General features: G+C 49.5%; 19 protein-coding genes and 1 tRNA gene. 6 read left to right on the top strand and 14 right to left on the bottom strand.

Annotated elements, in window-relative coordinates; translation table 11 throughout:
* Positions 1-10: 10 nt before the first annotated feature.
* Complete coding sequence (locus T495_RS0113545; RefSeq protein WP_033149074.1) at positions 11-1759, top strand: SusD/RagB family nutrient-binding outer membrane lipoprotein; 1749 nt, start codon at positions 11-13, stop codon at positions 1757-1759.
* 34 nt (positions 1760-1793) lie between these two features.
* A complete protein-coding gene (locus T495_RS0113540) occupies positions 1794-3155 on the top strand; it encodes a hypothetical protein (protein ID WP_197020402.1) in 1362 nt (453 codons plus the stop codon).
* Between the two features lie 176 nt (positions 3156-3331).
* On the opposite strand, the gene asnS is transcribed toward T495_RS0113540, so the two are convergent.
* The 6 genes from asnS to T495_RS0113510 form a co-directional block, all read right to left on the bottom strand.
* Entirely contained in the window at positions 3332-4771 is a 1440-nt protein-coding gene (gene asnS, locus T495_RS0113535) for an asparagine--tRNA ligase (RefSeq protein WP_033149073.1), read from the bottom strand.
* Between the two features lie 27 nt (positions 4772-4798).
* Positions 4799-6169, bottom strand: coding sequence for a pseudouridine synthase (locus tag T495_RS0113530; RefSeq protein ID WP_033149072.1), 1371 nt, complete (start codon positions 6167-6169; stop codon positions 4799-4801).
* 51 nt (positions 6170-6220) lie between these two features.
* Positions 6221-7567, bottom strand: coding sequence for an adenylosuccinate lyase (gene purB, locus T495_RS0113525; RefSeq protein ID WP_028902539.1), 1347 nt, complete (start codon positions 7565-7567; stop codon positions 6221-6223).
* A 105-nt stretch (positions 7568-7672) separates the two neighbouring features.
* Positions 7673-7747: transfer RNA gene (locus T495_RS0113520), tRNA-Val, on the bottom strand.
* 86 nt (positions 7748-7833) lie between these two features.
* On the bottom strand, positions 7834-8259 hold the full coding sequence (locus T495_RS0113515; protein WP_033149071.1) for an ACT domain-containing protein: 426 nt from the start codon (positions 8257-8259) through the stop codon (positions 7834-7836).
* 16 nt (positions 8260-8275) lie between these two features.
* Positions 8276-9574 (bottom strand): phenylacetate--CoA ligase family protein, encoded by a 1299-nt coding sequence (locus tag T495_RS0113510; RefSeq protein ID WP_028902541.1) that lies wholly within the window; start codon positions 9572-9574, stop codon positions 8276-8278.
* A 163-nt stretch (positions 9575-9737) separates the two neighbouring features.
* On the opposite strand from T495_RS0113510, the gene T495_RS0113505 reads away from it, so the two are divergent.
* Positions 9738-10472, top strand: coding sequence for an MBL fold metallo-hydrolase (locus T495_RS0113505; RefSeq protein ID WP_033149070.1), 735 nt, complete (start codon positions 9738-9740; stop codon positions 10470-10472).
* A gap of 3 nt (positions 10473-10475) precedes the next feature.
* On the opposite strand, the gene T495_RS0113500 is transcribed toward T495_RS0113505, so the two are convergent.
* Positions 10476-11201, bottom strand: a complete 726-nt coding sequence (locus T495_RS0113500) for a DUF2461 domain-containing protein (RefSeq protein WP_033149069.1) — start codon at positions 11199-11201, stop codon at positions 10476-10478.
* Positions 11202-11288: 87 nt separating this feature from the next.
* On the opposite strand from T495_RS0113500, the gene T495_RS0113495 reads away from it, so the two are divergent.
* On the top strand, positions 11289-12344 hold the full coding sequence (locus T495_RS0113495; protein WP_028902544.1) for a glycerate kinase: 1056 nt from the start codon (positions 11289-11291) through the stop codon (positions 12342-12344).
* Here T495_RS0113495 and T495_RS0113490 read toward each other — a convergent pair.
* A complete protein-coding gene (locus tag T495_RS0113490) occupies positions 12339-12836 on the bottom strand; it encodes a GNAT family acetyltransferase (RefSeq protein ID WP_033149068.1) in 498 nt (165 codons plus the stop codon). The two genes, T495_RS0113495 and T495_RS0113490, sit on opposite strands and share 6 nt — an antisense overlap.
* Before the next feature lie 300 nt (positions 12837-13136).
* On the bottom strand, positions 13137-15053 hold the full coding sequence (dnaK, locus tag T495_RS0113485; protein ID WP_028902546.1) for a molecular chaperone DnaK: 1917 nt from the start codon (positions 15051-15053) through the stop codon (positions 13137-13139).
* A 183-nt stretch (positions 15054-15236) separates the two neighbouring features.
* Here dnaK and T495_RS0113480 point away from each other — a divergent pair, with 183 nt between their 5' ends.
* Entirely contained in the window at positions 15237-16676 is a 1440-nt protein-coding gene (locus T495_RS0113480) for a hypothetical protein (RefSeq protein WP_028902547.1), read from the top strand.
* Between the two features lie 92 nt (positions 16677-16768).
* Here T495_RS0113480 and recA read toward each other — a convergent pair whose 3' ends face one another.
* Genes recA through T495_RS0113465 form a run of 3 tightly spaced genes read right to left on the bottom strand, consistent with a single transcriptional unit; the run spans position 16769 to position 19689 of the window.
* Complete coding sequence (gene recA / locus T495_RS0113475) at positions 16769-17788, bottom strand: recombinase RecA (protein ID WP_028902548.1); 1020 nt, start codon at positions 17786-17788, stop codon at positions 16769-16771.
* A gap of 30 nt (positions 17789-17818) precedes the next feature.
* Positions 17819-19057: a saccharopine dehydrogenase family protein gene (locus tag T495_RS0113470; RefSeq protein ID WP_028902549.1), complete on the bottom strand. Its 1239-nt coding sequence runs from the start codon at positions 19055-19057 to the stop codon at positions 17819-17821.
* Between the two features lie 26 nt (positions 19058-19083).
* On the bottom strand, positions 19084-19689 hold the full coding sequence (locus T495_RS0113465) for a DUF6621 family protein (protein WP_033149067.1): 606 nt from the start codon (positions 19687-19689) through the stop codon (positions 19084-19086).
* Positions 19690-19817: 128 nt separating this feature from the next.
* Between T495_RS0113465 and nhaD the strand changes: the two genes are divergently transcribed.
* On the top strand, positions 19818-21149 hold the full coding sequence (nhaD, locus tag T495_RS0113460; protein WP_028902551.1) for a sodium:proton antiporter NhaD: 1332 nt from the start codon (positions 19818-19820) through the stop codon (positions 21147-21149).
* A gap of 50 nt (positions 21150-21199) precedes the next feature.
* On the opposite strand, the gene T495_RS15410 is transcribed toward nhaD, so the two are convergent.
* Together T495_RS15410 and T495_RS0113450 are read right to left on the bottom strand one after the other, a co-directional pair.
* Entirely contained in the window at positions 21200-23965 is a 2766-nt protein-coding gene (locus T495_RS15410; RefSeq protein ID WP_051652069.1) for an ATP-binding protein, read from the bottom strand.
* A 6-nt stretch (positions 23966-23971) separates the two neighbouring features.
* Entirely contained in the window at positions 23972-26746 is a 2775-nt protein-coding gene (locus tag T495_RS0113450) for an ATP-binding protein (RefSeq protein ID WP_033149066.1), read from the bottom strand.

Below are 26746 nucleotides of genomic sequence, written 5' to 3'. Positions count from 1 at the left end.
GGAAGTCATTATGATTACAAGAATATTTAAGAAAACGCTCGCTGCATGTATTGTAGGCTGTGGCCTTTTGTCAACAGCTGCTTGTAGCGATAGTTATATGGAAAAGCTGAATACCGACGACTCGAAAGGTTCGTCGATAGAGCCAAGCGCCCAGCTGACTACAGCTCTGTTGCAGACCTATGGCGACTTTGGCATGATGGATACTTATCGTAGTTATATCACAGGTTTCACCCAGCACTTTGCTGGTGGTTGGAACGTGTCAAACTATGGTGGTAGTGTTCATGCTCAGGACGATCAGATGCGCCTTGTATGGGATCAGTTGTATGGTGTATCTATCAAGAATATCGTTGATGCTATTGCCAATTCAGAGGATAAGCCCAACACCAATGCCGCCCTGCGCATTCACCGTGTTTATCTGATGGCTATGCTGACCGATATCTATGGCGATCTGCCTTGCTCTGAGGCCGGACTTGGTTTCATATCTGGTATCGCATATCCTAAGTACGATACACAGGAGGAGATTTATGATTTCTTCTTCAAAGAGCTGGCTGAGTGTGTTGACCAGTTGGGTACAGGTTCTGACCATATTGGCGGCGATGTAACTAGTTTGTCTGGCGATGCTGCTGCTTGGCGCAAGTATGCCAATACCCTGCGTATGCGCTATGCCATGCGTATCAGTGAGGTTAATCCTACCAAGGCTCAGGAGGAGTTCGAGAAGGCTCTTAACGCAGCAGGTGGTTATATCACCAGTTCTGCCGACGATGCCTACGTGATCTATACCGATGGTAAGTTCACTCTGTACGATGGCTCACGCGATCTCGACTTCCGTGTGAATGCTCTGGGTGAGATCCTTTACGGACAGGACCCCACATCACCTACATTTGTAAGCTCCACATTCTTCAATATTTTACAGGATAACAACGACCCGCGTCTTTACCGCATTTGTCGTCATTACATTAACACTAAGCGTAGTGAAACTAAACCCGATCGTGAGTGGAATATCGACGTCACTGACGAAGTAATTGATTATTTGGATCGTGCCAACGATGTAGAACATCCTTGCGACCCAGGTGCAGCCTGGTGGAACAACTGGGTTAATGCACCAGCTGTTGCCGAGATTCCTACTTTAGAGCGCATGATTAGTCTCTATCCTGAAGCTGGCTTCGATGGCAGTAACTTCCCTGCACGTATGATGCGTCCCTTCCTGAGCATCGACTTCGAGATGCCCGATCGTCCAGGTGCGCTCATCAATTATGCTGAGGTAGAATTCCTGCTGGCTGAGGCTAAGCTCAATGGCTGGAACGTTAGCGGTTCAGTCGAGGAGCACTTCAAGGCAGGTGTCAAGGCCTCTATCAAGTGGATGAACGATCACTATCTGCAGGCTGCCGATAAGATTTCGGATGCTGAGATCAGTACTTTCGTTGATGGTCTTATCAATGCAGGTGTTCTCGAAACCAATGCGAAAGAAGCCATCAATACTCAGGCTTGGATTCTGCACATGATGAATCCATCAGAAGCTTGGGCTAACCTGCGTCGTTCTGATTATCCAGTACTGCAGGATCGCACGAAGCTGGCTAAGTTTGAGAGCGATTTTACCTATGATGACAATAATCTGCAGACACCTACACGTCTGCGCTATCCAATCCTGGAGAACCAGTACAACAGCGCCAACTATAAAGTTGCTGTGGAACGCTTAGGTGGTAGCGACGACTGGCACAAGCGCCTCTGGTGGGATGTGGCAGATATCAATGTGAAGTAAGTGAATTAGATATCCATTTTAAGAAATAAGAATTATGATTACCAAGAATATATCAAAGTATATCGCCATGTTCTTTGTAGGTTGCGGCTTAGCAGCAACTACCGCCTGCTCTTCGACTGAGGATCCTTTCTTCACAGCTGGCGAGGACGATGCTCCACGCATCCTGAACACCGATATCCCAGAGGGTAAGAACGGCGAGCCCGCTACCCTGATGAACATAGAACGTACAACCAATTTCACTTATGAGGTTATTGTAACGCCTGTTAAGTACACCACCGTTACCTGGTTCATTGACGATGAGCAGGTGGCTGAGGGCCTGAATATCGACGTGCCAGTATTAGCTGGCGATCACGTTGTGAAGATTGTGGCTACCACTACCAAGGGCCTCTCTACCTCTCGTACCTGCATGTTGGTGGTTCGTCCTGCTGAAGGCGATCCCGAGTTGGCTTCCGATGGTAAGTCGCGCTGGCTGACGGTTGGTAGCACCAAGACTATTCAGTGTACCAATGTTACCAACGTCACCAAGGTGTTCGTGGGTAAGCAGGAGGCAAGCAATGTATCGTTTGCTGATGGAAAGGTTACCTTCGATGTGCCTACGATGGCTGAGGGCCAGTATATGGTAAGCATTGAGGCAGATGGCATGCGCTACGGTTGTGGTGTGTTCACTGTCAGCAACGATGAGTATGCTGATCCAGGTGTGAAAGAAACAGTGCTCTGGGAAGGTGCTACTGAAGTAAACTGGGGTGACAGCAATGCTACGGTTTCTGCCGATGCTCTGGCTGATGTGCCTGTTGGCGCTACTATCCGTGTTTGCTATGAACTGATCGATATGCCAGAAAACTACCACGCTCTGCGTATCACCACACCCCGGTGGGGCGATAATGCTGAGGACCAGATTGTAGCCCAGTTCGATCTGACTGCCGATACTCCTAATCCATTCGAGTTCACCTACAGCGAGGCTAACAAGGCTATCGTTGACGAGCGTGGCGGTATGCTCTTCGTGGGTTACGGTTACAAGCTTACCAAGGTAGTTGCTGTTGAGGCTGTTGCACCAGCTGAGACAACTGTTTGGGAAGGAAGTGTCGACATTAACTGGGGTGACAGCAATGCTACTGTTACTGCCGACGCTCTGGCCGATGTGGCTGTAGGTTCTACCGTACACGTGTACTACGAAATGATCGATATGCCAGAAAACTACCACGCTCTGCGTATCACCACCCCCTGGTGGGGCGATAATGCTGAGGATCAGGTTGTAGCTCAGTTCGATCTGACTGCTGAAACTCCCAATCCTTATGATTTCACCTATACAGATGCTGTCAAGGCGCTGGTAGATGAGCGTGAAGGTATGCTTGTTGTGGGCTATGGCTATCGTTTAAAGAAGATTACCATAGAATAACACATTGATAGTTTGTTTAATTAGAAGTTGGTGAGGGACTCATAGAAGTTCCTCACTACTTTTTTGTGCTTCAATTTGCGTATAGGCAAACGATAATTACCCAGGCCTTTGTACTTGTTAGCTTTAGGGAAAAAGAAAACCGCCATCACACTCAGAGTGATGGCGGTTCGTATGATTTAGAACTCTGCTGATTTCGGAGTACGTGGGAACGGAATCACGTCGCGAATGTTCTGCATACCTGTTACGAACAGGATGAGACGCTCGAAACCAAGACCGAAGCCTGCGTGTGGGCATGAGCCCCACTTGCGGGTGTCGATATACCACCAGAGGTGGGTCTGGTCCATCTCGCGGCGATTAATCTCGCCCATTAATTTATCGTAGCTCTCCTCACGAACAGATCCGCCGATAATCTCACCGATCTGTGGGAAGAGTACATCGGTACCCTGCATGGTAGGACCTGGGGCAACAGCGCCCTTGTAACCTACTGAACCGCCATCGGCAGTGTCCTGGTTCTGCTTCATATAGAACGACTTGAATGCACGTGGGTAGTCGGTCATAATAACTGGCTTCTTGAAATGCTCCTCAACGAGGTAGCGCTCGTGCTCACTGGCCAAGTCGTCGCCCCAGTTGCAGGGGAACTCGAATTTCTTACCGTTCTTGATAGCTTCCTGCAGGATATTGATGCCCTCGGTGTAAGGCAGACGAACGAAGGTCTCCTTGAGTACACCCTCCAGACGCTCAATCAAGGTCTTGTCGATCATCTTGTTCAGGAACTCGAGGTCGTCCTTACAGTTGTCGAGAGCCCAACGTACGCAGTATTTGATGAAATCCTCTTCGAGGTCCATCAGCTCTTCCTGATCCAAGAAAGCAACCTCAGGCTCAACCATCCAGAACTCAGCCAGATGTCGAGGTGTGTTGCTGTTCTCAGCACGGAAAGTAGGACCGAAGGTGTAGATAGACCCCAGTGCGGTAGCACCCAGCTCACCCTCCAGCTGACCAGACACGGTCAGTGAAGTCTGCTCGCCGAAGAAATCGTCGTCGTAGATAATCTTGCCGTTCTCGTCCTTCTTCAGGTCGTACAGATTCTTGGTGGTTACCTGGAACATGTTTCCGGCACCCTCACAGTCACTGGCTGTAATCAGTGGGGTGTGGAAGTAGAAGAATCCATGCTCGTGGAAGTAAGTGTGGATGGCCATCGCCATGTTGTGGCGAATGCGCATCACAGCTCCGAATGTGTTGGTACGCAGACGCATGTGAGCGTTCTTACGCATCACTTCGAAACTCTGGCCCTTCTTCTGCATGGGGTAGTCGTTGCCGCACAGACCATAAACCTCAAGCTTGGTAGCCTGAATTTCACTGCTCTGACCAGCACCCTGACTCTCAACCAGTAAACCCTCGGCACTGATGCAGGCACCTGTGGTGATATCCTTCAATACCTGCTCGTCGAACTTAGTAGGATCAACAACGATCTGCACATTCTTGATGGTTGAACCGTCGTTGAGGGCAATGAAGTCGACTGCCTTAGAGCTACGATGCGTGCGCACCCAACCCTTTACGCAAACCTCCTTGCCATATTCTGTGCTCTTCAGCACATCGATAATCTTAGTACGTTTCATTATGAATTGTCAATTTTCAACTATCAATTACTCGTAAGCACCCATGCGCAGGCGGTCAACTTCCTCCTCGGTCAGGTAGCGCCAGTCGCCACGCTTCAGGTTCTTCTTGGTCAGACCAGCGAACTGTACGCGGTCGAGTTTCTGAACGCGGTAGCCCAGACTCTCGAAGATACGGCGAACGATACGGTTCTTACCTGAGTGAATCTCGATGCCTACCTGCTTCTTGTCGGTAGGATGTGCATACTGAACGTCGTCGGCCTTGATCTCGCCATCCTCCAGCTGGATGCCTTCGGCAATCTGCTGCAGATCGTGAGCGGTAACGTTCTTATCGAGGTAAACGTGATAAATCTTCTTCTTGAGGTACTTAGGATGTGTGAGCTTCGAAGCCAAGTCACCATCGTTGGTAAGCAACAGCACACCGGTGGTGTTGCGGTCCAGACGGCCTACGGGGTAGATACGCTCTGAGCAAGCATTCTTCACCAGATCCATCACAGTCTTACGCTGCTGTGGATCGTCGCTGGTTGTTACGTAGTCCTTTGGCTTGTTGAGCAGCACGTAAACCTTCTTCTCGATGGTTACAGGCTGATCGTGGAACTTCACCATATCGGTACGCAGGATCTTGGTACCCAGCTCGGTTACTACCTCGCCGTTAACGGTTACTACACCAGCCTGGATGAACTCATCGGCCTCGCGACGGCTGCAAACACCTGCATTGGCCAAGAACTTGTTCAAGCGCAGTGGCTCGTTGGGATCGTAGTTAATCTCCTTGTACTCAATGCGCTTCTTCATTGAATACTTTGCATTTGGATCGTAGTCGGCTGTGCGCTGGCGGGGAGCCTTCTTATAAGGAGCTGCTCCGTAGGGCTTGCCATAGCCACCCTGTTGAGGACGACCGTAGCCACCCTGCTGAGGACGACCGTAACCACCCTGCTGGCGCTGCTGACCATAACCGCCCTGCTGACCATAGCCACCTTGCTGAGGACGACCGTAGCCACCCTGCTGAGGACGACCGTAGCCACCCTGCTGACGCTGACCGTAGCCACCCTGCTGAGGACGACCATAGCCCCCCTGCTGAGGACGACCATAACCACCTTGCTGACGTTGACCATAACCTCCCTGACGCTGCTGGCCGTAGCCACCCTCGTTGTTGTAGTTGTTACGTGGACGATAGCCCCCCTGAGGACGCTGAGGAGCATTGCTCTGCAAACCAGCGCCGAATCCCTCTGGACGGAACTCGCCTTCATCGTTGTTATTGCGATAGCTGGAGCGCTCATAGCTTCCTGGGCGCACAGCTGTTGCGTGAATGCGTGGACGTGGTGAACGACCTGGACGATACTCTCTCTGAGCGCCATCCTGCTTGGTCTCTTCCTGCTTCTTCTCGTTGTTTTCGAAATCCATAAGTTGTATTTTTTTTAATTGTGATTACTTAATAAATATAATATGTGTAAATTAAATGCCTGTGTAGGTTGATGGGGTAATAACACGTAGTTCTTCCTTAACTTCCTCACTCACCTCGAGTGTTTCGATGAAGTCCTTGATCTTCTCGCCAGTCAACTTCTCGTTGGTGCGGGTCAGGGCCTTCAGTGTTTCGTATGGGTTAGGGTAGGCTTCACGACGCAGAATGGTCTGGATAGCCTCGGCTACTACAGCCCAAGTGTTGTCGAGATCCTCCTGCAGCTTCTCCTCGTTAAGAATCAGCTTGCGCAGTCCCTTCAGTGTACTTTGGAATGCAATAACGGCGTGCCCCATGGGTACCCCTACGTTACGCAGAACGGTAGAGTCAGTCAGGTCGCGCTGCAAACGGCTTACGGGCAGTTTTGCTGCCAGGAACTGCAGGATAGCGTTGGCAATACCTAAGTTACCCTCAGAGTTTTCGTAGTCGATGGGGTTTACCTTGTGAGGCATAGCACTCGAACCAACCTCACCTTTCTTAATCTTCTGCTTGAAGTAGTCCATAGAGATATACATCCAGAAGTCGCGATCCAGGTCGATAACGATGGTGTTGATACGGCGCATGGCATCGAAGATGGCGCCCAACCAGTCATAGTTTGAGATCTGGGTAGTGTACTGCTCGCGCTCCAAGCCTAACTTCTCGCTGACAAAGCTGTTGCCAAACTCGCGCCAGTCGTACTGTGGATAAGCCACGTGGTGAGCATTGTAGTTACCAGTAGCACCTCCGAACTTAGCGGTGATAGGTGTCTCCTTCAGTCCGCGAAGCTGCTCTTCCAAGCGGTATACGTAAACCATCACCTCCTTACCCAGACGGGTAGGCGATGCGGGCTGTCCGTGAGTCTTGGCCAACATGGGGATGTTCTTCCACTGTTCAGCATAATCGTGCAACTGCTCAATGAGCTCCTCTACCATAGGATAGTAAACCTGCTCCAGCGCCTCCTTAATAGAAAGAGGTACACTGGTGTTGTTGATGTCCTGAGATGTGAGTCCGAAGTGGATGAACTCCTTGTAGTTCTCGAATCCACCCATAGCGTCGAGCTGCTCCTTGATGAAGTACTCAACAGCTTTCACATCATGATTGGTGATTGACTCAATGTCCTTCACACGCTGTGCGTCAGCGGGTGAGAACTTCTTGTAGATGTCGCGAAGCTGATCGAATAGTGAATGGTTGATACCCTGAAGTTGAGGCAATGGTAATTCACATAAGGCAATGAAATACTCTATTTCTACGCGTACCCTGTAACGAATCAGCGCATACTCTGAAAAGTATTCTGCCAGAGGTTCGGTCTTACTTCTGTAACGGCCATCAATAGGCGAGATGGCTGTCAATAAACTTAAATCCATTGTTTTAAATATTCCTGTAAATTATCGATAATTATCTTTCTTTCTCTATCCCTTCTAACCCAAAACCGCAACCTCATCGGCTGCGGAAGCGGACTTTTTGTGTTGTGGGCGTTGACGGATTCGAACCGCCGACCCTCTGCTTGTAAGGCAGATGCTCTAAACCAGCTGAGCTAAACGCCCTCATGTCTTATTTGCGGATGCAAAGGTACGAATAAAAATTGAAACTGCAAAATTTTCAGGCGAAAATCTTGCAGTTTCTTGTGATTTTATAGTTGATAGAGGTCATTTGCAGCCATTAATTCCACTTTTTTGTCTGAAAGTATCTTCTCGCAGGCATCCAAATCGGTGGGACGGATAACCACTGTGGCCACATCGCCATTGGCAAACGAGTACATGTATTCGATAAATACATCGTTCTCAGACAAGTGCTTCAGCACAATGGCGAGCGAGCCGCTGGTGTTGGGGCATACAAATCCAATCACATCAGTAATCTTCACGGCAAAGTGCGCTTCTTTCAGTACCTGATAGGCCTTGTCAGGATCAGAAACGATGCAGCGCAGGATGCCAAAGTCACTATTATCGGCAATACTCATGGCCGAGAGGTTGATGCCTGCAGCACCAAGAACTTCGGTCACTTCAGTCAGGCGGCCTGACTTGTTCTCAAGGAAAATGGAAAGTTGCTTAGTCTTCATAATTACGATTGTATTTTTAGATGTTACGTTTGTCGATCACACGTTTAGCCTTGCCTTCCGAGCGCTCAATACCCTTAGGTTCAACCAGCTTCACCTTGAAGCCCAGTCCTATTACGCTACGCAGTTCGCTTTCCAGCTTCTTCTGCAGGCCGACCATTGTGGCCATATCGTCGGTAAAGTACTCCTCCTTTACCTCTACTTTCAGTTCCGAGGTGTCAGTGTTGTTCACACGGTCTACGGTCAGCAGGAAGTGAGGCTCGTACTCAGGCAACTTCAGGATGACATCCTCAATCTGAGATGGGAATACGTTCACACCACGGATGATGAGCATATCGTCGCAACGGCCCAGGATACGATCCATGCGTACCAAGGTTCGTCCGCACTTACATTTGTCGTAATGCAGAGCTGTCAGATCGTGGGTGCGGTAGCGCAACAGGGGCATACCTTCTTTAGTCAGATGGGTAAAGGTCAATTCGCCAAACTGTCCCTCTGGCAGTGGTTCACCAGTTTTGGGATCCAGGATCTCTGGATAGAACAAGTCTTCGTTCAGGTGCGTACCGCATTGGTGTTCGCACTCGTAGCCCACACCAGGACCAGCTATTTCGCTCAGTCCGTAGATATCGTAGGCCTTGATGCCCAGGCTCTCTTCCAGCTTCTTGCGCATCTTCTCAGTCCAGGGCTCAGCGCCGAAAACGCCAACCTTCAGTTTGAACTCGTCGCGGCTCCACTGGCATTCTTTCATGGCCTCGCCTAAGAACATGGCGTAGCTGGGGGTGCAGCATAGGATGGTGGTGCCAAAGTCGTGCATTAGTGTCATCTGCTTCTGGGTGTTTCCAGAAGAGATGGGGATAACAGATGCGCCGATGTTGGTGGCTCCATCGTGAGCGCCAAGACCTCCTGTAAACAGACCGTAGCCGTAAGCCACTTGGAAAATGTCGTCCTTACCAGCACCGTAGGCGGTAAAGGCACGGCTGATGGCTTCGCTCCACATGGCGAGGTCTTTGCGGGTGTAAAGTACTACTACTGGTTTGCCGGTGGTTCCCGATGAGGCGTGGATTCTGACAATCTGACTCATGGGCACGGCGGCCAGTCCGAAAGGATAATTGTCGCGGAGGTCGAGCTTGTTGGTAAAGGGCAGCTTGGTGATGTCGTCGATGCTTTTGATGTCACCGGGTTCCAACCCCATCTCCTGAAACTTCTTGCGGTAGAAGGGGGTGTTGTAATACACATACTCTGCCATCTTTACTAAGCGTTGGCTCTGGATTTCGCGAAGCTGTTCGCGATCCATGCACTCCATTGTTTCATTCCAAATCATTGTCTATTCATTGTTGTTGTTTATGTACTTTACGGGCACAAAGTTAAGTCATTTTTTTGAATCGACCAAGAAACTCGCTCCAAAAATAGAGATTTTATATAAATGGTTTGGCACTTTCGTATAATTATCGTATTTTTGTCCCTGTCTATATATATAATAAGGTATGAAGAAACTCTTTTTGAGCATGCTGGCAATATTGGGTCTCAACACAGCCTGTGGCCAGCAGACCTATGAGGTCGATGTGTTTACCACCAAGAGTGGCAAAACGGTTAAGTTCCATGCACTGATGCATTCGTGCATCCGTATCCAGTATGATGGTTTTGAGATACAGATTGATCCTGTATCTAAGTTGGGTAACCGTCAGATTGATTATTCGGCTATGCCTAAGGCCGATTATATCTTCGTGACTCACGAGCATGGCGATCATTACGATGCCAATGCACTCAAAATGCTTTCAGCTTCCAAAACGCAGCTGGTGATGAATAAGCGCTGTGCCGATATGTATGGTTCTGGTAAGGTGATGGTAAATGGCGATAAACTACAGTTGCCCGATATCAGCGTAGAGGCTGTACCAGCCTATAACACCACAGCAGGTCGCGAACAGTTCCACCCTAAGGGGCGCGACAATGGTTATATCCTCACCATCGATGGATTGCGTATTTATATTGCTGGCGATACCGAGGATATCCCCGAGATGTCGCAGATAAAGGATATTGATATCGCATTCCTGCCTTGCAACCAGCCGTACACGATGACACCCGACCAACTGGTGCGTGCTGCTAAAATCATCAAGCCCAAGGTTCTGTTCCCTTATCACTATGGGCAGACTGACGTCAGCACCATCGTTACCCAGCTTGAGGGGACCGGCATCGATGTCCGTATCCGTCATTACGAGTAAAGACTACTCGTAGTCGTCGATTACCGAGTTCATAAAATCCATCATTGGCTTGGCGGCTTTGAACATGCGTTCAATCTCGTCGAGCCATTTTTCGCCTTCATAGAAATCCTCCGATACCTGATGCCAGCAGCAGTAGTCCTTCATGCGTAGGTACTCTACATGAGGCCAATCCTTGGGAAATCCTACTGGGCATTTCTTCAGTTTTTCCAGCCCGAATCCTTGGGGCTGGTCCCAACTTGATACATCCGTCGGCGCCGAGAAACTACTGGCTACAGGGCTGCCAAAGTATTTCTTAAACTCCTTGCTCTCTACACACTTCAGCCATTCGGCTGTGTTGCCCATCATCTCGTTGCGACATGATGTCAGTATATTGGTAGGCAACCAGTAGTTACCGCACGCCACCATGCAATGACCAGGTTCCAGGTGTAGGTAGTAGCCTCCGTGTAGTGCCTTTTTGCCATGGGCTGCAATATAGCCGCCAAAGTGGTTCTTGTAGGGCGACTTGTCTGGTGAGAAACGTGTATCGCGATTAAAGCGGTAAGTACAATCCTTTACTGTGAGATGCGCTATCGATGGGTCGAACTCTGCAATACGACCAATCGCTTGTGCGATGCCTGCCTCAAAATCCGCTCTTACTGCATCGTACTCCGCCTTATGCTCCCAATACCATTCGCGGTTGTTATTTACCATCAACTGCTTCAGATAATCTAAAATTCGTTTTGCGTCCATACTTCTTTCTTTTTTTTGTTGGCAAAGATACAAATTATATCTCGAAAAACCTATTTGTTTTATGGAAATTTGTATCTTTGCAGACGTATGAAGAAGTTTGTTGTGGCGATAGATTCGTTCAAAGGCTGTCTGACCTCAGTCGAGGCTAATCAGGCTGCTACAGATGGCATCCTCATGAAAATGGCTGATGCTGAGGTGATTCAGATACCTGTGAGCGATGGGGGCGAAGGCTTTTTGGCTGCCTTTCAGAGTGCGCTGGGGGGTGAGATGGTCGAAGTGCCTGTCCGCGATCCGATGATGCGACGTGTCATGAGCCGCTATCTGATTCATGGTTCGACTGCCGTTATCGAGATGGCGCAGGCCAGCGGACTCACGCTTGTATCTGCCGAAGAGCGCAATCCTATGGTTGCAACTACCTATGGCACTGGCCAGTTGGTGGTAGATGCCGTACGACATGGTTGTCGGCACATCATCGTCGGACTTGGTGGAAGTGCCACCAGCGATTGTGGCATCGGCATGATTCGTGCCATCATTGATAGTTTTGCCAAAGGCAAGTCCTGGGATGATGTCCGTGAGCTCGATGCTGTCCGTTTCACGATTGCTACCGATGTTACCAATCCTCTCTGTGGTGAGCATGGGGCAGCCCACGTTTTTGCACCACAAAAGGGGGCTTCTTCCCAGATGGTTCTTGAGCTTGATGCCCGTGCCAAACGCTTTGCCGAAGCCTCTGCCCGTCATTTCGGCTATGATCGCCAGAATGCGCCTGGTGCAGGTGCTGCTGGCGGACTTGGTTATGCCTTCCTACAGTATCTGAATGCCGACTGTCGTTCTGGTATTGACCTGCTTTTAGAGCATGTAGGCTTTGATGATATCCTGACGGATGCCTCTCTCGTTATCACAGGCGAGGGCTCTGCCGACCATCAGACGCTGATGGGCAAACTGCCGTTTGGTATTCTTCAGGCAGCTCGACGCCATCATGTGCCCGTCGCTTTGATAGCGGGGCGTATTGCCAATGCCGACGTGCTGCTCGATGCAGGATTCTCGCAAGTAGCCTGCATCAATCCCCCAACGCTTCCCCTTTCAGAAGCGTTGAAGCCCGATGTCGCCAAGGCTAACATCAGTCGGACTGTCTCTCTCTTATAAAATGATTTTCTGATATGCCAGACGTTCGTCGCCAGAGAGCAGGTAGATGATGCCGCAGTAGGTAAAACCTTGCTTGAGGATGACGTGCTGCATGATCTTATTGTCGCGATGGGTGTCGATACGGATGTTGCTGTCGTGGTCAAAACAGAAGTCCATGATGCTCTTGAAGATGCCATGCGCCTCGGGATAGCTGGCAATGCGATGCACTACGTGATAAGGTGGCGTATCGTCAGTCCAGTTACCCTCGTAGATTTTGGCATAAGTTGGCTCTGGACTGGGTAGAAAGGCAAAATAGGCCACAATGGTGCCATCGTCTTCTACTACATAACCGCCACCTGCCTCTATGTCGTGTAGGATCACGTCGGCAGACGGGTAGCTGTCGGCCCATTGGTGCATGTTGCCCGATTGGCGCATAATCTGCTTGGCTGCAGCAATGACCTTCATGATATCCTCAACCTGCTGAGGGTTGGCTTTTGTGATGGTTCTATTCATAATAAATAATAAAGAATCGTTTTCTTTTTCATATGCATATTTTGTTTGCAAAGTTACACATTTTTTCATAATGTTGTAGATGAAACTCGTTTTTCTTTATAAAAGGTATAGAAAAAAGCTGAATTAATTCAAATCATCGTTTGAATTGGCTCGTTTTATGATTTGAATTAATTCAGCCTTTTTTAGTATAAAATTCGGCGAACATAAATTCGCGGACGGAGAATGTTAAATTTGTAAAATAAAAAGAGGTACAGATTCTACGTCTGCACCTCTTAGTTATATTGTAAGTAAATCGATGACTTACTTCACCTCCTCAAAGTCGGCGTCCTGGATGTCCTCTGCCTTTGGACCCTCCTGCTGAGCCTGCTGCTGACCGCCCTGGAACTGATCGCCACCTGGCTGACCGGCTGCACCGCTCTGCTGGTACATCTGCTGCGAAGCAGTCTGCCAAGCAGTGTTCAGGGCTGCGATAGCTGTGTCGATAGCAGCTACGTCGCCTGCCTTGTGGGCATCCTTAAGCTGCTGCAGAGCCTGCTCGATAGCTGGCTTGTGCTGTGCTGGGATCTTATCGCCAAGCTCCTTCAGCTGGTTCTCTGTCTGGAAGATCATAGAGTCGGCCTGGTTCAGCTTGTCAATGCGCTCGCGCTCCTTCTTATCGTTCTCTGCATTCTGCTCAGCCTCGGCCTTCATGCGGTTGATCTCGTCCTGTGACAGACCAGATGAAGCCTCGATGCGGATGGCCTGCTCCTTACCTGTAGCCTTATCCTTGGCAGATACCTTGAGGATACCGTTGGCATCGATATCGAAGGTTACCTCGATCTGAGGAATACCACGACGTGCAGGAGCGATACCTGTGAGGTTGAACTGACCGATTGACTTGTTCTGTGAAGCCATTGGACGCTCACCCTGCAGAACGTGGATAGTTACCTCGGTCTGGTTATCAGCTGCAGTAGAGAATGTCTCGCTCTTCTTGCATGGGATAGTGGTGTTAGCCTCGATCAGCTTGGTCATTACACCACCCATGGTCTCGATACCCAGTGTAAGAGGAGTAACGTCGAGCAGTACGATGTCGCCTACGCCACCTTCCTTGTTCAGGATAGCACCCTGGATTGAAGCACCTACGGCTACAACCTCGTCGGGGTTAACACCCTTTGAAGGCTCCTTACCGAAGTAGTTCTTAACCAGAGTCTGAACGGCTGGGATACGGCTTGAACCACCTACGAGGATAACCTCGTCGATATCAGCTGTATTCAGTTTAGCATCGGCCATAGCCTTCTGACATGGTGCCAGACAAGCCTGGATCAGGTCGTGAGCCAACTGCTCGAACTTAGCACGAGTCAGGGTCTTTACCAAGTGCTTAGGTACACCGCCTACAGGCATGATGTATGGCAGGTTAATCTCTGTAGAGGTAGAAGAAGACAGCTCAATCTTTGCCTTCTCAGCAGCCTCCTTCAAGCGCTGCATAGCCATAGGATCGGCAGTCAGGTCGGCGCCCTCGTCGTTCTTGAACTCCTGTACCAGCCAGTCGATGATTACCTGGTCGAAGTCGTCACCACCCAGGTGAGTATCACCATTGGTAGAGAGTACCTCAAACACACCGCCACCGAACTCCAGAATAGAGATATCGAATGTACCACCACCCAGGTCGAATACGGCAATCTTCATATCCTTGTTAGCCTTGTCAACGCCATATGCCAAGGCAGCAGCTGTAGGCTCGTTAACGATACGCTTAACCTCGAGACCAGCAATTTGGCCAGCCTCCTTAGTGGCCTGACGCTGAGAGTCAGAGAAGTAAGCAGGAACGGTGATGACGGCTTCTGTAACCTCCTGACCGAGATAGTCCTCGGCAGTCTTCTTCATCTTCTGCAGAACCATAGCAGAAATCTCCTGAGGAGTGTACTTGCGACCGTTGATGTCTACACGTGGATAGCCACCCTCGTTAACAACAGTATATGGTACGCGAGAAATCTCTTTCTCAGTCTGCTGCCAGTTCTCACCCATGAAACGCTTGATAGAGTAAACAGTGTTCTTTGGATTTGTGATGGCCTGACGCTTAGCAGGATCACCAATCTTACGCTCACCGTTGTCAACAAAACCAACTACAGAAGGTGTTGTACGCTTACCCTCGCTGTTGGCGATTACTACTGGCTCGTTACCTTCGAATACGGCAACACAGCTGTTGGTAGTTCCTAAGTCAATTCCAATAATCTTTCCCATAATTCTTATCTTTTTTTAATTTATACTCAATTTGACACAAATCGGATTGCAAAGCATGTGCCAAATTGTCTTTTTCAGTAAAAAAAGGTTTTTATTACGTCATTTTGGCATAAAATATTTGGATATTCATCCGAAATAACCTATCTTTGCAGGCAGAATAACGTTATAAAACTATCGGTAGTGATGAAAAGAACGATTTTTACGGCCTGCCTATCAGTTGCCTTTCTGGCAGCCTCGGCTCAGACTAACCCTTATATTGTGAAGACAAAGGGTGCAAAGAAGAGTGCAGAGACCCATATGGCAGATGTGATAGCTGAAGCTCAGGAGGAGGATGAGGAATCATCAAGAGACTTTATTAGTCAGAACTTTAAGTACCACAGCCTATGTGATTGGGTTGAGGGTATGAAGTTTATGGTGATGCCTGAGAAATACGACCTGGTGGTGAAGACTTTTACCGACGCCGCTTCTGGCAGAGAAGTGAGCAGTATGACACTGAAGTATAAGGTTATGATTTATAAAGGTCATACGGAGAGTCAGGATGGTCACGCCCACGTGAACTTCCTCTGCCAAGATGATAACAAGGCCTACTATTTTGAGATAGGATATGGTTCTTTTGAGGACTATTGCTTCCAGAAGATGGGTGTTCCCACACTGGCTTATCTGGGTGATGTGGATATTGCCAGGGAAAAGCTGATGGACAAAACCCTATATACCAAAACCAAGTTCTATCGTATTGATACCGAGTACGATGGTGAAGGCTTCCAGGAGGTTCAAGTCGATCAGGATATGGAGGTGAAAGTAGTGGCTGTTGGTGTAGGCTCGCGTAAGTATCCCGTGAAGATTATCGTAGAGGACAAGAATGGCAATCAGTTCTATCAGAATGTTGCGATGTCGAAGACGAACTGCGGTATGCGTGACGATGAGTTTGTGGCTGACGAGGCCCGTTATCTGTTCAAGAATTCGTTTGAGTTGCAGGATGATATCATGTCTATCAGCAGCAAGAACTATAAACAGTTTATCGGTAAGGTGGTTCATACCAAGATATCCATGCACATGCTGAATGAGGTGTCGAGCAAGCAGCAAAAGATTCCTCGTTTGGCTGAGTATAATATCGTTTCCATCTCTCCCCATAAGAACGATGACTTCTCTACAGTTAAGCTTAGAAATACCACGACGGGTAATTTCTTCTACGCAGAAGCTGTTCTGGATCAGTATAAAGCCACAGAAGAAAACACATTCTTTGGTACTATCTTCGCTCCTGGTCCTGGTAAGAAGGTTGTTACCAGTGAAGCTACACGTGCTATGATCCGTCAAGGTCACGTAGGTATTGGTATGACTGGAGATGAGGTGGAGATGGCTGCAGGCGAAGCCGACTATGTAGAGTATGCCAAATCAGGTGTTTACTATTGGGTTTACGGGCGTTCAAACAACAAGCTTTTATATGTGGAGTTTGATGGTTCGGGCATTGTTAAACGTACGTTGGTAGCCGATGGCCCTTATGGTCCCAAGGTTAATCCTGCGTTGAATAAGAAGACTGCAGCTGCAAAGAAGACGCCAGTGAAAAAGCCTGCTGTTAAGAAATCGAATAATAGTTGGATGAACGGAAAGGGTACTCCACTATAAAGAGTATTGATAAGACCAAATAAGAATCCCAGCCGAATTGGCTGGGATTTCTTATTGCTGATACCTTACCAGGTGGCAGGGATATGGATTCATTACTTGTCAGAGATTGCTTCCATGATTTTTGCTTCGAGTTCGTCGCAGAGTTCTGGGTTGTCCTTGAGCACGGCTTTGACGGCATCGCGCCCCTGAGCCAGTTTCGATTCGCCATAGCTGAACCATGAGCCGCTCTTCTTGATGATGTCGTACTCAACACCCAAGTCGACAATCTCACCAATCTTTGAGATTCCCTCTCCGAACATGATTTCGAATTCGGCCTTGCGGAATGGAGGAGCTACCTTGTTCTTGACAATCTTCACTTTGACCTGATTGCCAATAGGGGTGTCGCCATCCTTCAAGGTTTGTGACTTGCGGATGTCGATACGTACTGAAGCATAGAACTTCAGGGCATTACCACCAGTAGTGGTCTCTGGGTTGCCGAACATTACGCCAATCTTCTCACGCAACTGGTTGATGAAGATACAAGTGGTGTTGGTCTTCGAGATGGTAGCGGTGAGCTTACGGAGCGCCTGACTCATCAGGCGGGCCTGCAGTCCTACAGCAGAGTCACCCATGTCACCCTCGATTTCTTTCTTTGGAGTCAAGGCTGCCACAGAGTCGATGACGATGATGTCGATAGCGCTTGAGCGAATCAGCTGATCGGCAATCTCGAGTGCCTGCTCACCATTGTCGGGTTGTGAGATGTAGAGGTTATCTATGTCTACACCCAAGTTGGCTGCATAGAAACGGTCGAATGCATGCTCGGCATCGATGAATGCCGCAATGCCGCCAGCTTTCTGAGCTTCAGCGATAGCGTGAATGGCCAGTGTTGTCTTACCTGACGATTCTGGACCATAAATCTCGATGATGCGCCCTTTAGGATAGCCGCCTACGCCAAGTGCTGCGTTAAGACTGATAGAACCGGTGGGAATCACTTCCACATTCTCTACCTGTTCATCACCCATGCGCATAATCGAGCCTTTGCCATAGTCTTTCTCAATTTTCGACATAGCAGCCTGAAGCGCCTTCATTTTTTCCTGCTGAGGCGTCAAGGCCTCTTCTTTTTCTTTTGCCATAGTTTTTAATCGTAATTGTAGGTTTATTGATTAGAGTTCAAGATCTCCGTCGTGAATCTCGTGCCAAGGCAGGCCCTGCTTGTTGAGCTGCTCCATAAATGGATCGGGATCGAACTCCTCGACGTTGTGAACGCCAGGAGTGTTCCAGAGTCCCTTGCAGAACATCATGGCACCTATCATGGCCGGTACACCAGTGGTATATGATACGCCCTGCATGCCAGTCTCCTCGTAGGCAGCACGGTGTGAGCAGTTGTTGTAAACATAGTAGGTGTGCTCCTTGCCATCGTTGCCGATACCACGGATGCGGCAGCCAATAGAAGTCTGACCCTCGTAGTTCTCGCCCAGATCTTGTGGGTTAGGCAGCACAGCCTTGAGGAACTGCAGAGGTACAATCTTTACCTTGGCAGTACCAGTACCATCGGCCAATGGTGCCTCGTACTCTACCTCGTCGATACGGCTCATGCCGATGTTCTGAATCACTTCGAGGTGCTTCAGGTACTGCTGACCAAAGGTCATCCAGAAACGGGCACGCTTGATGGTGGGGTAGTTGATAACCAGACTCTCGATTTCCTCGTGGTGCAGCAGATAGCTGTCGCGAGGGCCAATCTCTGGATAAGTAAGGTCCTTGTGAATCTCCAGAGGCTCGGTCTCAACCCACTTGCCGTCTTCCCAATACAGTCCCTTCTGGGTGATCTCGCGGATGTTGATCTCTGGGTTGAAGTTGGTAGCGAAAGCCTTATGATGGTCGCCAGCGTTACAGTCAACAATATCCAGATACTGAATCTCCTTGAAGTGGTGCTTGGCAGCATAAGCGGTGTAGATAGAAGTTACACCTGGGTCGAAACCACAACCCAAAATGGCTGTCAGTCCAGCCTTCTCAAAGCGCTCGCGATAAGCCCACTGCCATGAGTACTCAAAATGAGCCTCGTCCTTGGGCTCGTAGTTGGCTGTGTCCAGATAGTTGCAACCGCATGCCAAGCAGGCATCCATGATGGTCAGGTCCTGATAGGGCAGGGCCAGGTTGATGACCAGCTCTGGCTTGAAGTCGTTGAAGAGTGCCTTGAGCTGCTCTACATCGTCGGCATCCACCTGAGCGGTTTTGATGTCCATATTATATCCTGCCTTGTGGATGTCAGCCACAATCTTATCACACTTAGCCTTACGGCGACTAGCAATCATAAACTCTGTAAACACGTCAGCATTCTGAGCGATCTTAAACGCTGCAACGGTGGCCACGCCACCTGCGCCAATCATTAATACTTTTGCCATAGTCTATATTATTTAAATTTTAATCCTTAATCCTTTATCTCATCGGCCTTGATGCCTAATGCTGCCATTAGCGAGTAGCCCAGTATTTCCTGTCGGAAATTGCCTCCGACAGTTGGTTGCATGGTGAAGACGGTGATGCGCTTATCATCGTTGTCGGCCTTGCGAAGTGTCTCGCGTACCTTATTATATATAGGAGTATCTTCGGCATTGGGAATCACCATCAGACGCTTGATGTCCTTTTGAGCACACACAAGTTCCAGCACCTCATTGAAGAAATCGCCAGTCTTGGCAAATCCTTCCGTGTGATAGGCATTGATGGTGAACTCGCCCAGATGGTCCTTGAAGGCCTTGGAACTCAGGTCGTTCTGGTAGTTGCCTGGCACAAAATTGTCCATCTGCTGTTTGTTCTTCTGGTGAATCAGAATGACCTGTATTTCGTTTTCGCCATCTCTGATGCCTCCATCGAGAGCAATGCAGTCCAGCCATTTGGCGATATCGGCCTGCGGAATGCGTCGGCCAATCATGCGCTCGAAGTTTACAATGAGATTAAACGCCACGGAGTCAACGTAGTCAGCATCTGCCAGTACCACGTTTTCACTCCATTTAACTTCTTTATTTAGTTCGTTGTTCATATGGACTGCAAATATACAAACTTTTTTGCTAAGCAGCAAACTTTTCTACTTTTATTTGGTTTTCTACTTTCTTATTCGTACCTTTGCAGGCAAAATTCAACAATTAATAACAAAAGTATCAAAATCAAATGTCTACATTAACAATTCTGATTGTCACAGTGTTCTGTATCGGCTATCTTTGTATAGCGCTCGAGGGCCTGACAAAAGTGAATAAGGCGGCTATCGCGCTGCTGATGTGTGTGCTGTGCTGGACGCTGCTCATGCTTGATCCCATGCAGTATTATCCCTCTATTTTGGGTGGTGATGTGTTTCATCATATCCCAGAGGTTATTGAGCATCATTTGGGCGATGCCGCTGGCACGTTGTTCTTCCTGATGGGTGCCATGACCATCGTAGAGATTGTGGATAGCAACGGCGGTTTCAACTTTGTGAGAGATACGCTGAAGACGCGTTCTAAGCGTAAACTGATGTGGCGAATGGCCTTTATGACCTTCTTCCTGTCGGCTATTCTCGACAATCTGACTACCTCGATTGTGATGATCATGGTGCTGCGCAAGTTAGTACAGAGTCGTGGCGACCGTCTGATTTATGCTGCACTGGTAGTTATTTCGGCCAACTCTGGTGGCGCATTCTCGCCAATAGGTGATGTGACTACCATCATGCTTTGGATCAAGGGTGTGATCACTACGCAGGGTGTGCTGACCGAAATCTTCATCCCTTCACTTGTTTCGATGCTGGTGCCTGCCTTTATCCTGCAGTATCAGCTCAAGGGCAAGTTCGATAAGGAGCAGAATCTGCCTAAAGCCGATGTCAGTATGTTCACCCAGTCGCAGCGCGACATTATCTTCTGGTTGGGTGTTGGCGGCTTGTGCTTCGTGCCCATTTTCAAGACTATTACTCATCTGCCTCCGTTTATGGGTATCCTCCTCGTGCTGGGTTTACTCTGGACGGTAACAGAGATATTCCACTACAATACATCGGAGGACGACACTATGGCAAAGCGTGTGAGCGACCTGCTGTCGAGGATTGACCTCTCTACCATTATGTTCTTCTTGGGCATCCTGATGGCTGTAGCTGTGCTACAGGAGATTGGAGTGTTGGCTCTGTTGGGCGGTTGGCTCGATACAACTTTCGAAGGTAACCATTTCCTTGTAACGGGTATTATCGGTGTGCTGTCATCGATTGTCGACAATGTGCCTCTGGTTGCCGGTTGCATGGGTATGTATCCCGTGGCTGCTGCCGGCGATATGGCTGTCGATGGTATCTTCTGGCAGTTGCTGGCTTACTGTGCTGGTGTGGGTGGTTCGATGCTGATTATCGGCTCGGCTGCTGGCGTGGTAGTGATGGGCTTGGAGAAGATTACCTTTGGCTGGTATATGAAGAAGATTACCTGGGTGGCTTTTGCGGGCTATCTGGCAGGTATTGTGGTTTACTGGCTGGAGCGCCTGTTGTTCTTCTAACCCGTATCATTCAAATAAAAAGCCCTCGCAGTTGCGAGGGTTTTTTGTTTTTAATCGGTGGGAGGGGTAATGTTCCTGGGCGTCCACATCCAGAAGGTTGAGCCGTGGCCTTCGCCTTCAGAGCTGACACCGATCTTTCCATTACTGCGCTCAGCGATGGCCTTACAGATACTGAGGCCAAGTCCTGTTCCCTGCACAAAGTCGTTCAGCTTGACGAAACGCTCGAATACGGCGTCCTGCTTATCCTTGGGGATACCGGCACCAGTGTCTTCGCAGTAGAAGTAGATACCGCCATCCTGTTCGCGATAGCCCACCTTGATATGTCCCTGATGGGTGTACTTGATGGCATTGGTGGTGAAGTTGGTGAGCACCTGTTGGATACGTCCCTTGTCGAGGGTAGCCGGGAAGGTGTCGTAAGGATTGTCTTTGATAAACTCCACGCCAGCCTCGTCCACGCGCTGCGCCAGTGTCTGACAGATGTCGTCGAACACCTTGGCGAAGTCGACAGCCTCGGGTTTGATGGCTAATGCCTGTCCGACGTTTGATGCCTCAAGGATATCATTGATGAGTCGCATCAGCATGTCGCAGTTATTGCGGATAATGCGGATGAACTCCATGCGCTCGTTACGCTCCTCTACCACGGGCAGCAGATCGCTGAAACCTACGATGGCATTCAGTGGAGTACGTATCTCGTGTGTCATGTTGGCCAGGAAGGCTGCTTTCATCTTACCCGACTCTTCTGCACGCCGGGTCTCGTCCTTCAGTTTCTGCTGAGCCTCCATCAAGGTGTCGATGTTACGAGCCACGCCAAAATATTGATATACACGTCCGTTCTCATCAAAACTGGGAACACCGCTGATGGCATACCATACTGGATTGGGGTTGATTACCGTGTACTTGAAGTGGATAATCTGATTGTATGGTTTTGCCTGAGCAATAGTCTCCATAGCGTCCTTGAGTGCTTTTTCACTGAATTCCTCAGTAACGCCTCCATAGAATTCTTCTAATGTCTTGGTGTAGTCGGTCTTGCGACCACTATAGCTGAAGTGGATGAGCCCCTCTTTGATGTCGAATGTCCATACAAACATCTTACAGGTATCAAGCAGGTAACCAAGTTGATGCTCGTAGAATTTAATGTTGTTAGTGGCTTTGCGGATCTCCACGTCGTGCTTGTGCTGTTCGAGCCACAGGTGGCGTTCGGCCGTCAGGTCGCGGGCGGTCACGATATAGAACTGCATCTCGCCATTCTCGTCGAAGGCGGGGCGCACCCTTAGCTCGATGAATTTATAGACCCCTATCTCCGGGTAGAACATCCGCTGGCACACATGGAAGTGCTCTTTGTCGCCACGATGGTACTGGCCTTTGATTAAGGCCACGTCAAACAGGTTCGTCTTTCGGAAGAACTGCTCGCCCTCCTTGTCGAACTCGCAGAGTTCAGACATACGTCGGTTCACGTCGATCAGGGTGCCGTTCTTGTCGTAGAACGACATGGCAATCAGTCCGTTGTTGAACATGTTCATGTATTTGCTGGCGATGTCTTCGTTCATGCGCTCCTCCATGATTTCATGGGTGTAGTCTCTGAACGAGGTGAGCACATAGCGTGGCTTGTCGTCCTCGTACTGCACTACGGCATGGCCCTCGATGAAGTGCCAGTCAGGATTCTCAAGGGTGCCCTTGTTGTAACGGCGTTTCAGATAGCCCAGGTCCTTGTGCCCTTTCGCCATGAGGTCCATGGCGTCTATGAAGTTCTTTTTCTCGGCATCGGGCAGACGTTTCATGAACTCCTCGTGGGTGATGCCCTCTGGAGGCAGCATGTCGCCGTAGCTGTTGCGCATCATCTGTGTCTTGAGGTCGTACTCGATGACGTAGTAGTTGCCCGATTTCAAGGCCTCAATCATCATCTGATTCATGTCGAGCGATTTGACGACGGCTTTCTTGACCTTGATACGCATCATGCGGCTGAACATCAGCGCGACGACAACGATGACGATGATGGCAATGAGTAGGATGAGCGCCATGGGCGAGGCATCGTTGTGTACGCGCTCCGGGTGAAACCACTTGTCGCGTATCTTCTGGATGTCGCCCGATTGTTCCATGCGTGCAAACAGATCGTCAATGGCTTCTATCAGTTCTTTGTCGTAGCCGATGATACGGAGTTCGCCTGCCGGGATATCCGTCTCGTCGAACTCGATGGCGTCGATGCCCAGTTCCTTGACTTTCATCTGTAGTGGGCGCTCGCCCCACAGATAATACTTGATTTTTCCGTTTCGGATACCTATCAGTGCCTCTCTTGGCGAGTGGTATTCTATCTTGAAAACATTGTTTTTCCGTTCTGCAATCTTCAGTGCAACATAGTCGTTCTTCTTCAGTGCCAGGGTGTCTTTGTCGGTCAGCTGACTGAGTCGTTTCAGTGGCCGGGTTGTCCTGAGTCTGACGGCTCTGACATTATAATAGGTAATCATGTTGCGCGTGTACTCGAAAGGTGCCTTGTCGTACCTGTACTTCAGGGCGTGGATGAGGTCGGCCTCGTGGCGTTCGAATGCTTCGGTACACAGGTACCATTCCTTCATCACAAACTGATGAGGAATGCCTAACTTGTTGAGTATCGTGGTGAGCACCTCCACATTGTAACCGTCGGGTTCGCCCATGTCGTTTCTGAACTCATAAGGCGGAAATTCCCAGTCGCTCATAATGATGAGAGGTTTTTCCTCGGAATATTCACGGATGTAGCCGGCCCTGGCAGGCAGTGCGTGGCTCAAGGCTATCATGCCAATGATGGCGAGTGTCAATATCTTATTGTTCATCATGTCTGTCATACAATTTTATTTACGTTCCGTTTCAATCATCTTGCAAGGTACTGAGAACCATACGGTGGTGCCTTTGCCTTCGGTCGATGAGATTTCAATCTTACCGCCCATGTGTTCTACCAGTTCGTGGCAGATACTGAGTCCCAGTCCTGCGCCGTTGTTGGCACCGGTCACGAATCGGTCGAAGATGGTTGGCAGATTTTCCTGCTTGATACCGCAGCCGGTATCCTCTACTGATATGAGCAGGCGGTCGGCAATGTACTCGTAGCGTGCCAACACGCTGCCCGAGGTGGTATACTGGATGGCGTTGGTCAGTATCTTGTTGATGATGAGCGATATGTTGGGCTCATCGATTTCGAGTACCAGTCGTTTGTACGGGTTCTGGATGTGATATTCCACACCAGGCTGTTTGTTGTTGTCCCATACCGATGCGCATCTGCCATCGAAGACGCTGGCAAAGTCGACGGGGTGCGGCGATATGGTGATCATGCCGGCATCGAGTCGCGACAGGAACAGGATATCGTTGATGAGCTTGAGCAGCGAGGCCGAGTTGCTCTTGATCTCCTCGATGAACACAGCCTCGTCTTCCGGACTATGATCCATCTCGAAGAGTTCCGAGAATCCTACTACGGTGTTGAGTGGCGTACGGATTTCGTGGCTCATGTTGTGGAGGAAGGCGTTCTTCACCGTTTCCACCTCCTGTGCTTTAATCGACTCCTCTGCCAGTTCCTCTTCTACGGCCTTGATATCGCTGATGTCACGTATCAGTCCGAAGTACTCCACAATCTCATCATCCTTGTAGGTGGGGATGAAGTTAATCTGCAGGTGCAGAGGTATATGGTCTTTACGCTTGATGCGGGTTTTGACTTCCGCAAGCAGGTTACCACCCTGTCGGTTGTCCATCTTGTTGAGTATGCGCAGGGCCTGATTTTCATTTGCGGCATCGACGAATGCCAGTGCTCTGGTCTGTGTCAGCGCGTATTTCTCCTTATTGATTTCGCTGTAGATGGTGAGCGTGTGGGTGTCGGGGTGGTATTTGGCCAGACTAACGCCTCCCACCGACAGCACGTAGTCGATGTTATGTATGTAGCTGGTAACCTCGTTCTGTGCCTCCTGCAGTTCCTTCGTGTTTTCCTGCAGTTGGTTGTACGAGTGGGCCACCTCGGTGACGTTGCGTCCGGAGCCGAAGAAGCCGATGCGGTTACCGTCTTTATCGTGGATGGGCATCACTTGCAGCTCGTAGTATAGTTTTTCGCGCTTCAGCAGTTTGTTGAGTACGCGGTTGTCGTCGGGTGATGTGAACAGCTGGGTGCTGTAGAAATAATCGAAGTGGTCGAGGTCGAGATGATCGAATCCCAGTACATCTTTCAGTGAGATGCGCTGTTTCTTGATGGTTTCTATGTCGAGGTTCAGGCTTGCCATGGCTTTGGCATTGATATCGACGATATAGCCGTCGGCATCGTAGTACACCATGTCGACCATGGCCGATGTGAAGAGCGACTGGTAGCGCAGCATCGATTCCTTGATGAGCTCCTGACGCTGACGTTCCTGCGAGTTGTCGCTCTTCGAGCAGATGATGACGCTGGGTTTCTTGTTCTTGTCGCGGCGAAGTACCGACAAGTTAGCGGAATAGCTACTGCTGTTAATCAGGTCGTTGTCGTACTCCTTCAGTTGCAGGGTTACCGTTGGCTCTTTCTCGTCGATCACCGTTTGCAGACCGTCGGTCAGCATGTTGAAATCGACAGGGTCGAAACGATGCGAGAATTCCAGGAGCGAGTAGCTCCTCTCGGGATAGCCTGCCGAGTCCATTATGGTGAATATCTGCTTGGCTACATCATAGGTACAGAACTGTACATTACTGGTGCGGATGATTAGCGACAGGCGTTCGTTCTCATCGTTGATTTTGCGGGTCATCTGGCGCTCGCGGAATTTGAAGAACAGGTAGTAGATGAGTACGCCCACCGACATGATGGCTACAAAACGTATCAGGTCCCATATCCACGCGGGGATTCCCGATTCTTTGCGTTCGGGATAGAACCACTTGTTCTGTATCTCTGTCAGTCGGTCGTTGGCGCGCAGCCTGGAGTATACGCTGTCGAGTTGGTTAAGCAGGTGATGGTCGTTGGAAAAGAACTTGTACTCGCCGTAGGGGAACTCGAAAGGTAGGAGTTCCAGATTGTCGGTGTGGTACTTCGTCATGAGCCATTTGAGCGACATCGAGTTCCATAAGACGAGTCCCTTGTTGTCCGAGCTCACTTTCTTGATGGCCTCCTTCATGTCGTCGTAGGGGATAATCTCCTTGCTCCAGGCGTTTTCTTCCAGTTTGTGGTGGCTGAAACTGCCCTCGTGTACTATCACGGAGTAGTCAACCAGGTCTTTTCCTGTTTGGATATGTATGGGCATGTCCTTGGGCTTGACGATGCTATGGGTGAATATCTGTACGATGGTCTTACCGTACGATGAGTTGTTGCGGGCAAAGTCGGCATCCATGCGTAGCATCAGGTCCGATTTGTGTTCCTTCAGGTCCTGCTGGGCTTCGAGGGTAGGGCGCAGACGGATTACGTAGGGGATGTTGAGTTCTTTGAATATCAACTTCAGCAGGTCGACGTTATAGCCGTCGGGTTCGCCGTTTTCATTCAGGAATACGTAGGGCCACAAGTCCCAGGCGTCCTCGTACACCAACGGTCGTTCGTCGTTATAGACGATGATGCTGTCTTGTTGTTGAGCGTGGGCGGTGCCGGCCGTGAGGTGGCAAGCCACAAGCAGTGCTAATATGCTGTATTTCTTCAT

Origin of the sequence: Prevotella sp. P6B1 (genome assembly GCF_000702825.1) — a bacterium.
Lineage (GTDB): Bacteria > Bacteroidota > Bacteroidia > Bacteroidales > Bacteroidaceae > Prevotella.
This window is presented reverse-complemented; position numbering and strand designations above follow the sequence as displayed.

What these genes read in the sequence shown, in the direction of transcription:
- T495_RS0113545 (WP_033149074.1), top strand. Translation starts at nt 11, where the DNA reads ATGATTACAAGAATATTTAAGAAAACGCTCGCTGCATGTATTGTAGGC.
- T495_RS0113540 (WP_197020402.1), top strand. Translation starts at nt 1,794, where the DNA reads ATGATTACCAAGAATATATCAAAGTATATCGCCATGTTCTTTGTAGGT.
- asnS (WP_033149073.1), bottom strand. Translation starts at nt 4,771, where the DNA reads ATGAAACGTACTAAGATTATCGATGTGCTGAAGAGCACAGAATATGGC.
- T495_RS0113530 (WP_033149072.1), bottom strand. Translation starts at nt 6,169, where the DNA reads ATGGATTTCGAAAACAACGAGAAGAAGCAGGAAGAGACCAAGCAGGAT.
- purB (WP_028902539.1), bottom strand. Translation starts at nt 7,567, where the DNA reads ATGGATTTAAGTTTATTGACAGCCATCTCGCCTATTGATGGCCGTTAC.
- T495_RS0113515 (WP_033149071.1), bottom strand. Translation starts at nt 8,259, where the DNA reads ATGAAGACTAAGCAACTTTCCATTTTCCTTGAGAACAAGTCAGGCCGC.
- T495_RS0113510 (WP_028902541.1), bottom strand. Translation starts at nt 9,574, where the DNA reads ATGATTTGGAATGAAACAATGGAGTGCATGGATCGCGAACAGCTTCGC.
- T495_RS0113505 (WP_033149070.1), top strand. Translation starts at nt 9,738, where the DNA reads ATGAAGAAACTCTTTTTGAGCATGCTGGCAATATTGGGTCTCAACACA.
- T495_RS0113500 (WP_033149069.1), bottom strand. Translation starts at nt 11,201, where the DNA reads ATGGACGCAAAACGAATTTTAGATTATCTGAAGCAGTTGATGGTAAAT.
- T495_RS0113495 (WP_028902544.1), top strand. Translation starts at nt 11,289, where the DNA reads ATGAAGAAGTTTGTTGTGGCGATAGATTCGTTCAAAGGCTGTCTGACC.
- T495_RS0113490 (WP_033149068.1), bottom strand. Translation starts at nt 12,836, where the DNA reads ATGAATAGAACCATCACAAAAGCCAACCCTCAGCAGGTTGAGGATATC.
- dnaK (WP_028902546.1), bottom strand. Translation starts at nt 15,053, where the DNA reads ATGGGAAAGATTATTGGAATTGACTTAGGAACTACCAACAGCTGTGTT.
- T495_RS0113480 (WP_028902547.1), top strand. Translation starts at nt 15,237, where the DNA reads ATGAAAAGAACGATTTTTACGGCCTGCCTATCAGTTGCCTTTCTGGCA.
- recA (WP_028902548.1), bottom strand. Translation starts at nt 17,788, where the DNA reads ATGGCAAAAGAAAAAGAAGAGGCCTTGACGCCTCAGCAGGAAAAAATG.
- T495_RS0113470 (WP_028902549.1), bottom strand. Translation starts at nt 19,057, where the DNA reads ATGGCAAAAGTATTAATGATTGGCGCAGGTGGCGTGGCCACCGTTGCA.
- T495_RS0113465 (WP_033149067.1), bottom strand. Translation starts at nt 19,689, where the DNA reads ATGAACAACGAACTAAATAAAGAAGTTAAATGGAGTGAAAACGTGGTA.
- nhaD (WP_028902551.1), top strand. Translation starts at nt 19,818, where the DNA reads ATGTCTACATTAACAATTCTGATTGTCACAGTGTTCTGTATCGGCTAT.
- T495_RS15410 (WP_051652069.1), bottom strand. Translation starts at nt 23,965, where the DNA reads ATGACAGACATGATGAACAATAAGATATTGACACTCGCCATCATTGGC.
- T495_RS0113450 (WP_033149066.1), bottom strand. Translation starts at nt 26,746, where the DNA reads ATGAAGAAATACAGCATATTAGCACTGCTTGTGGCTTGCCACCTCACG.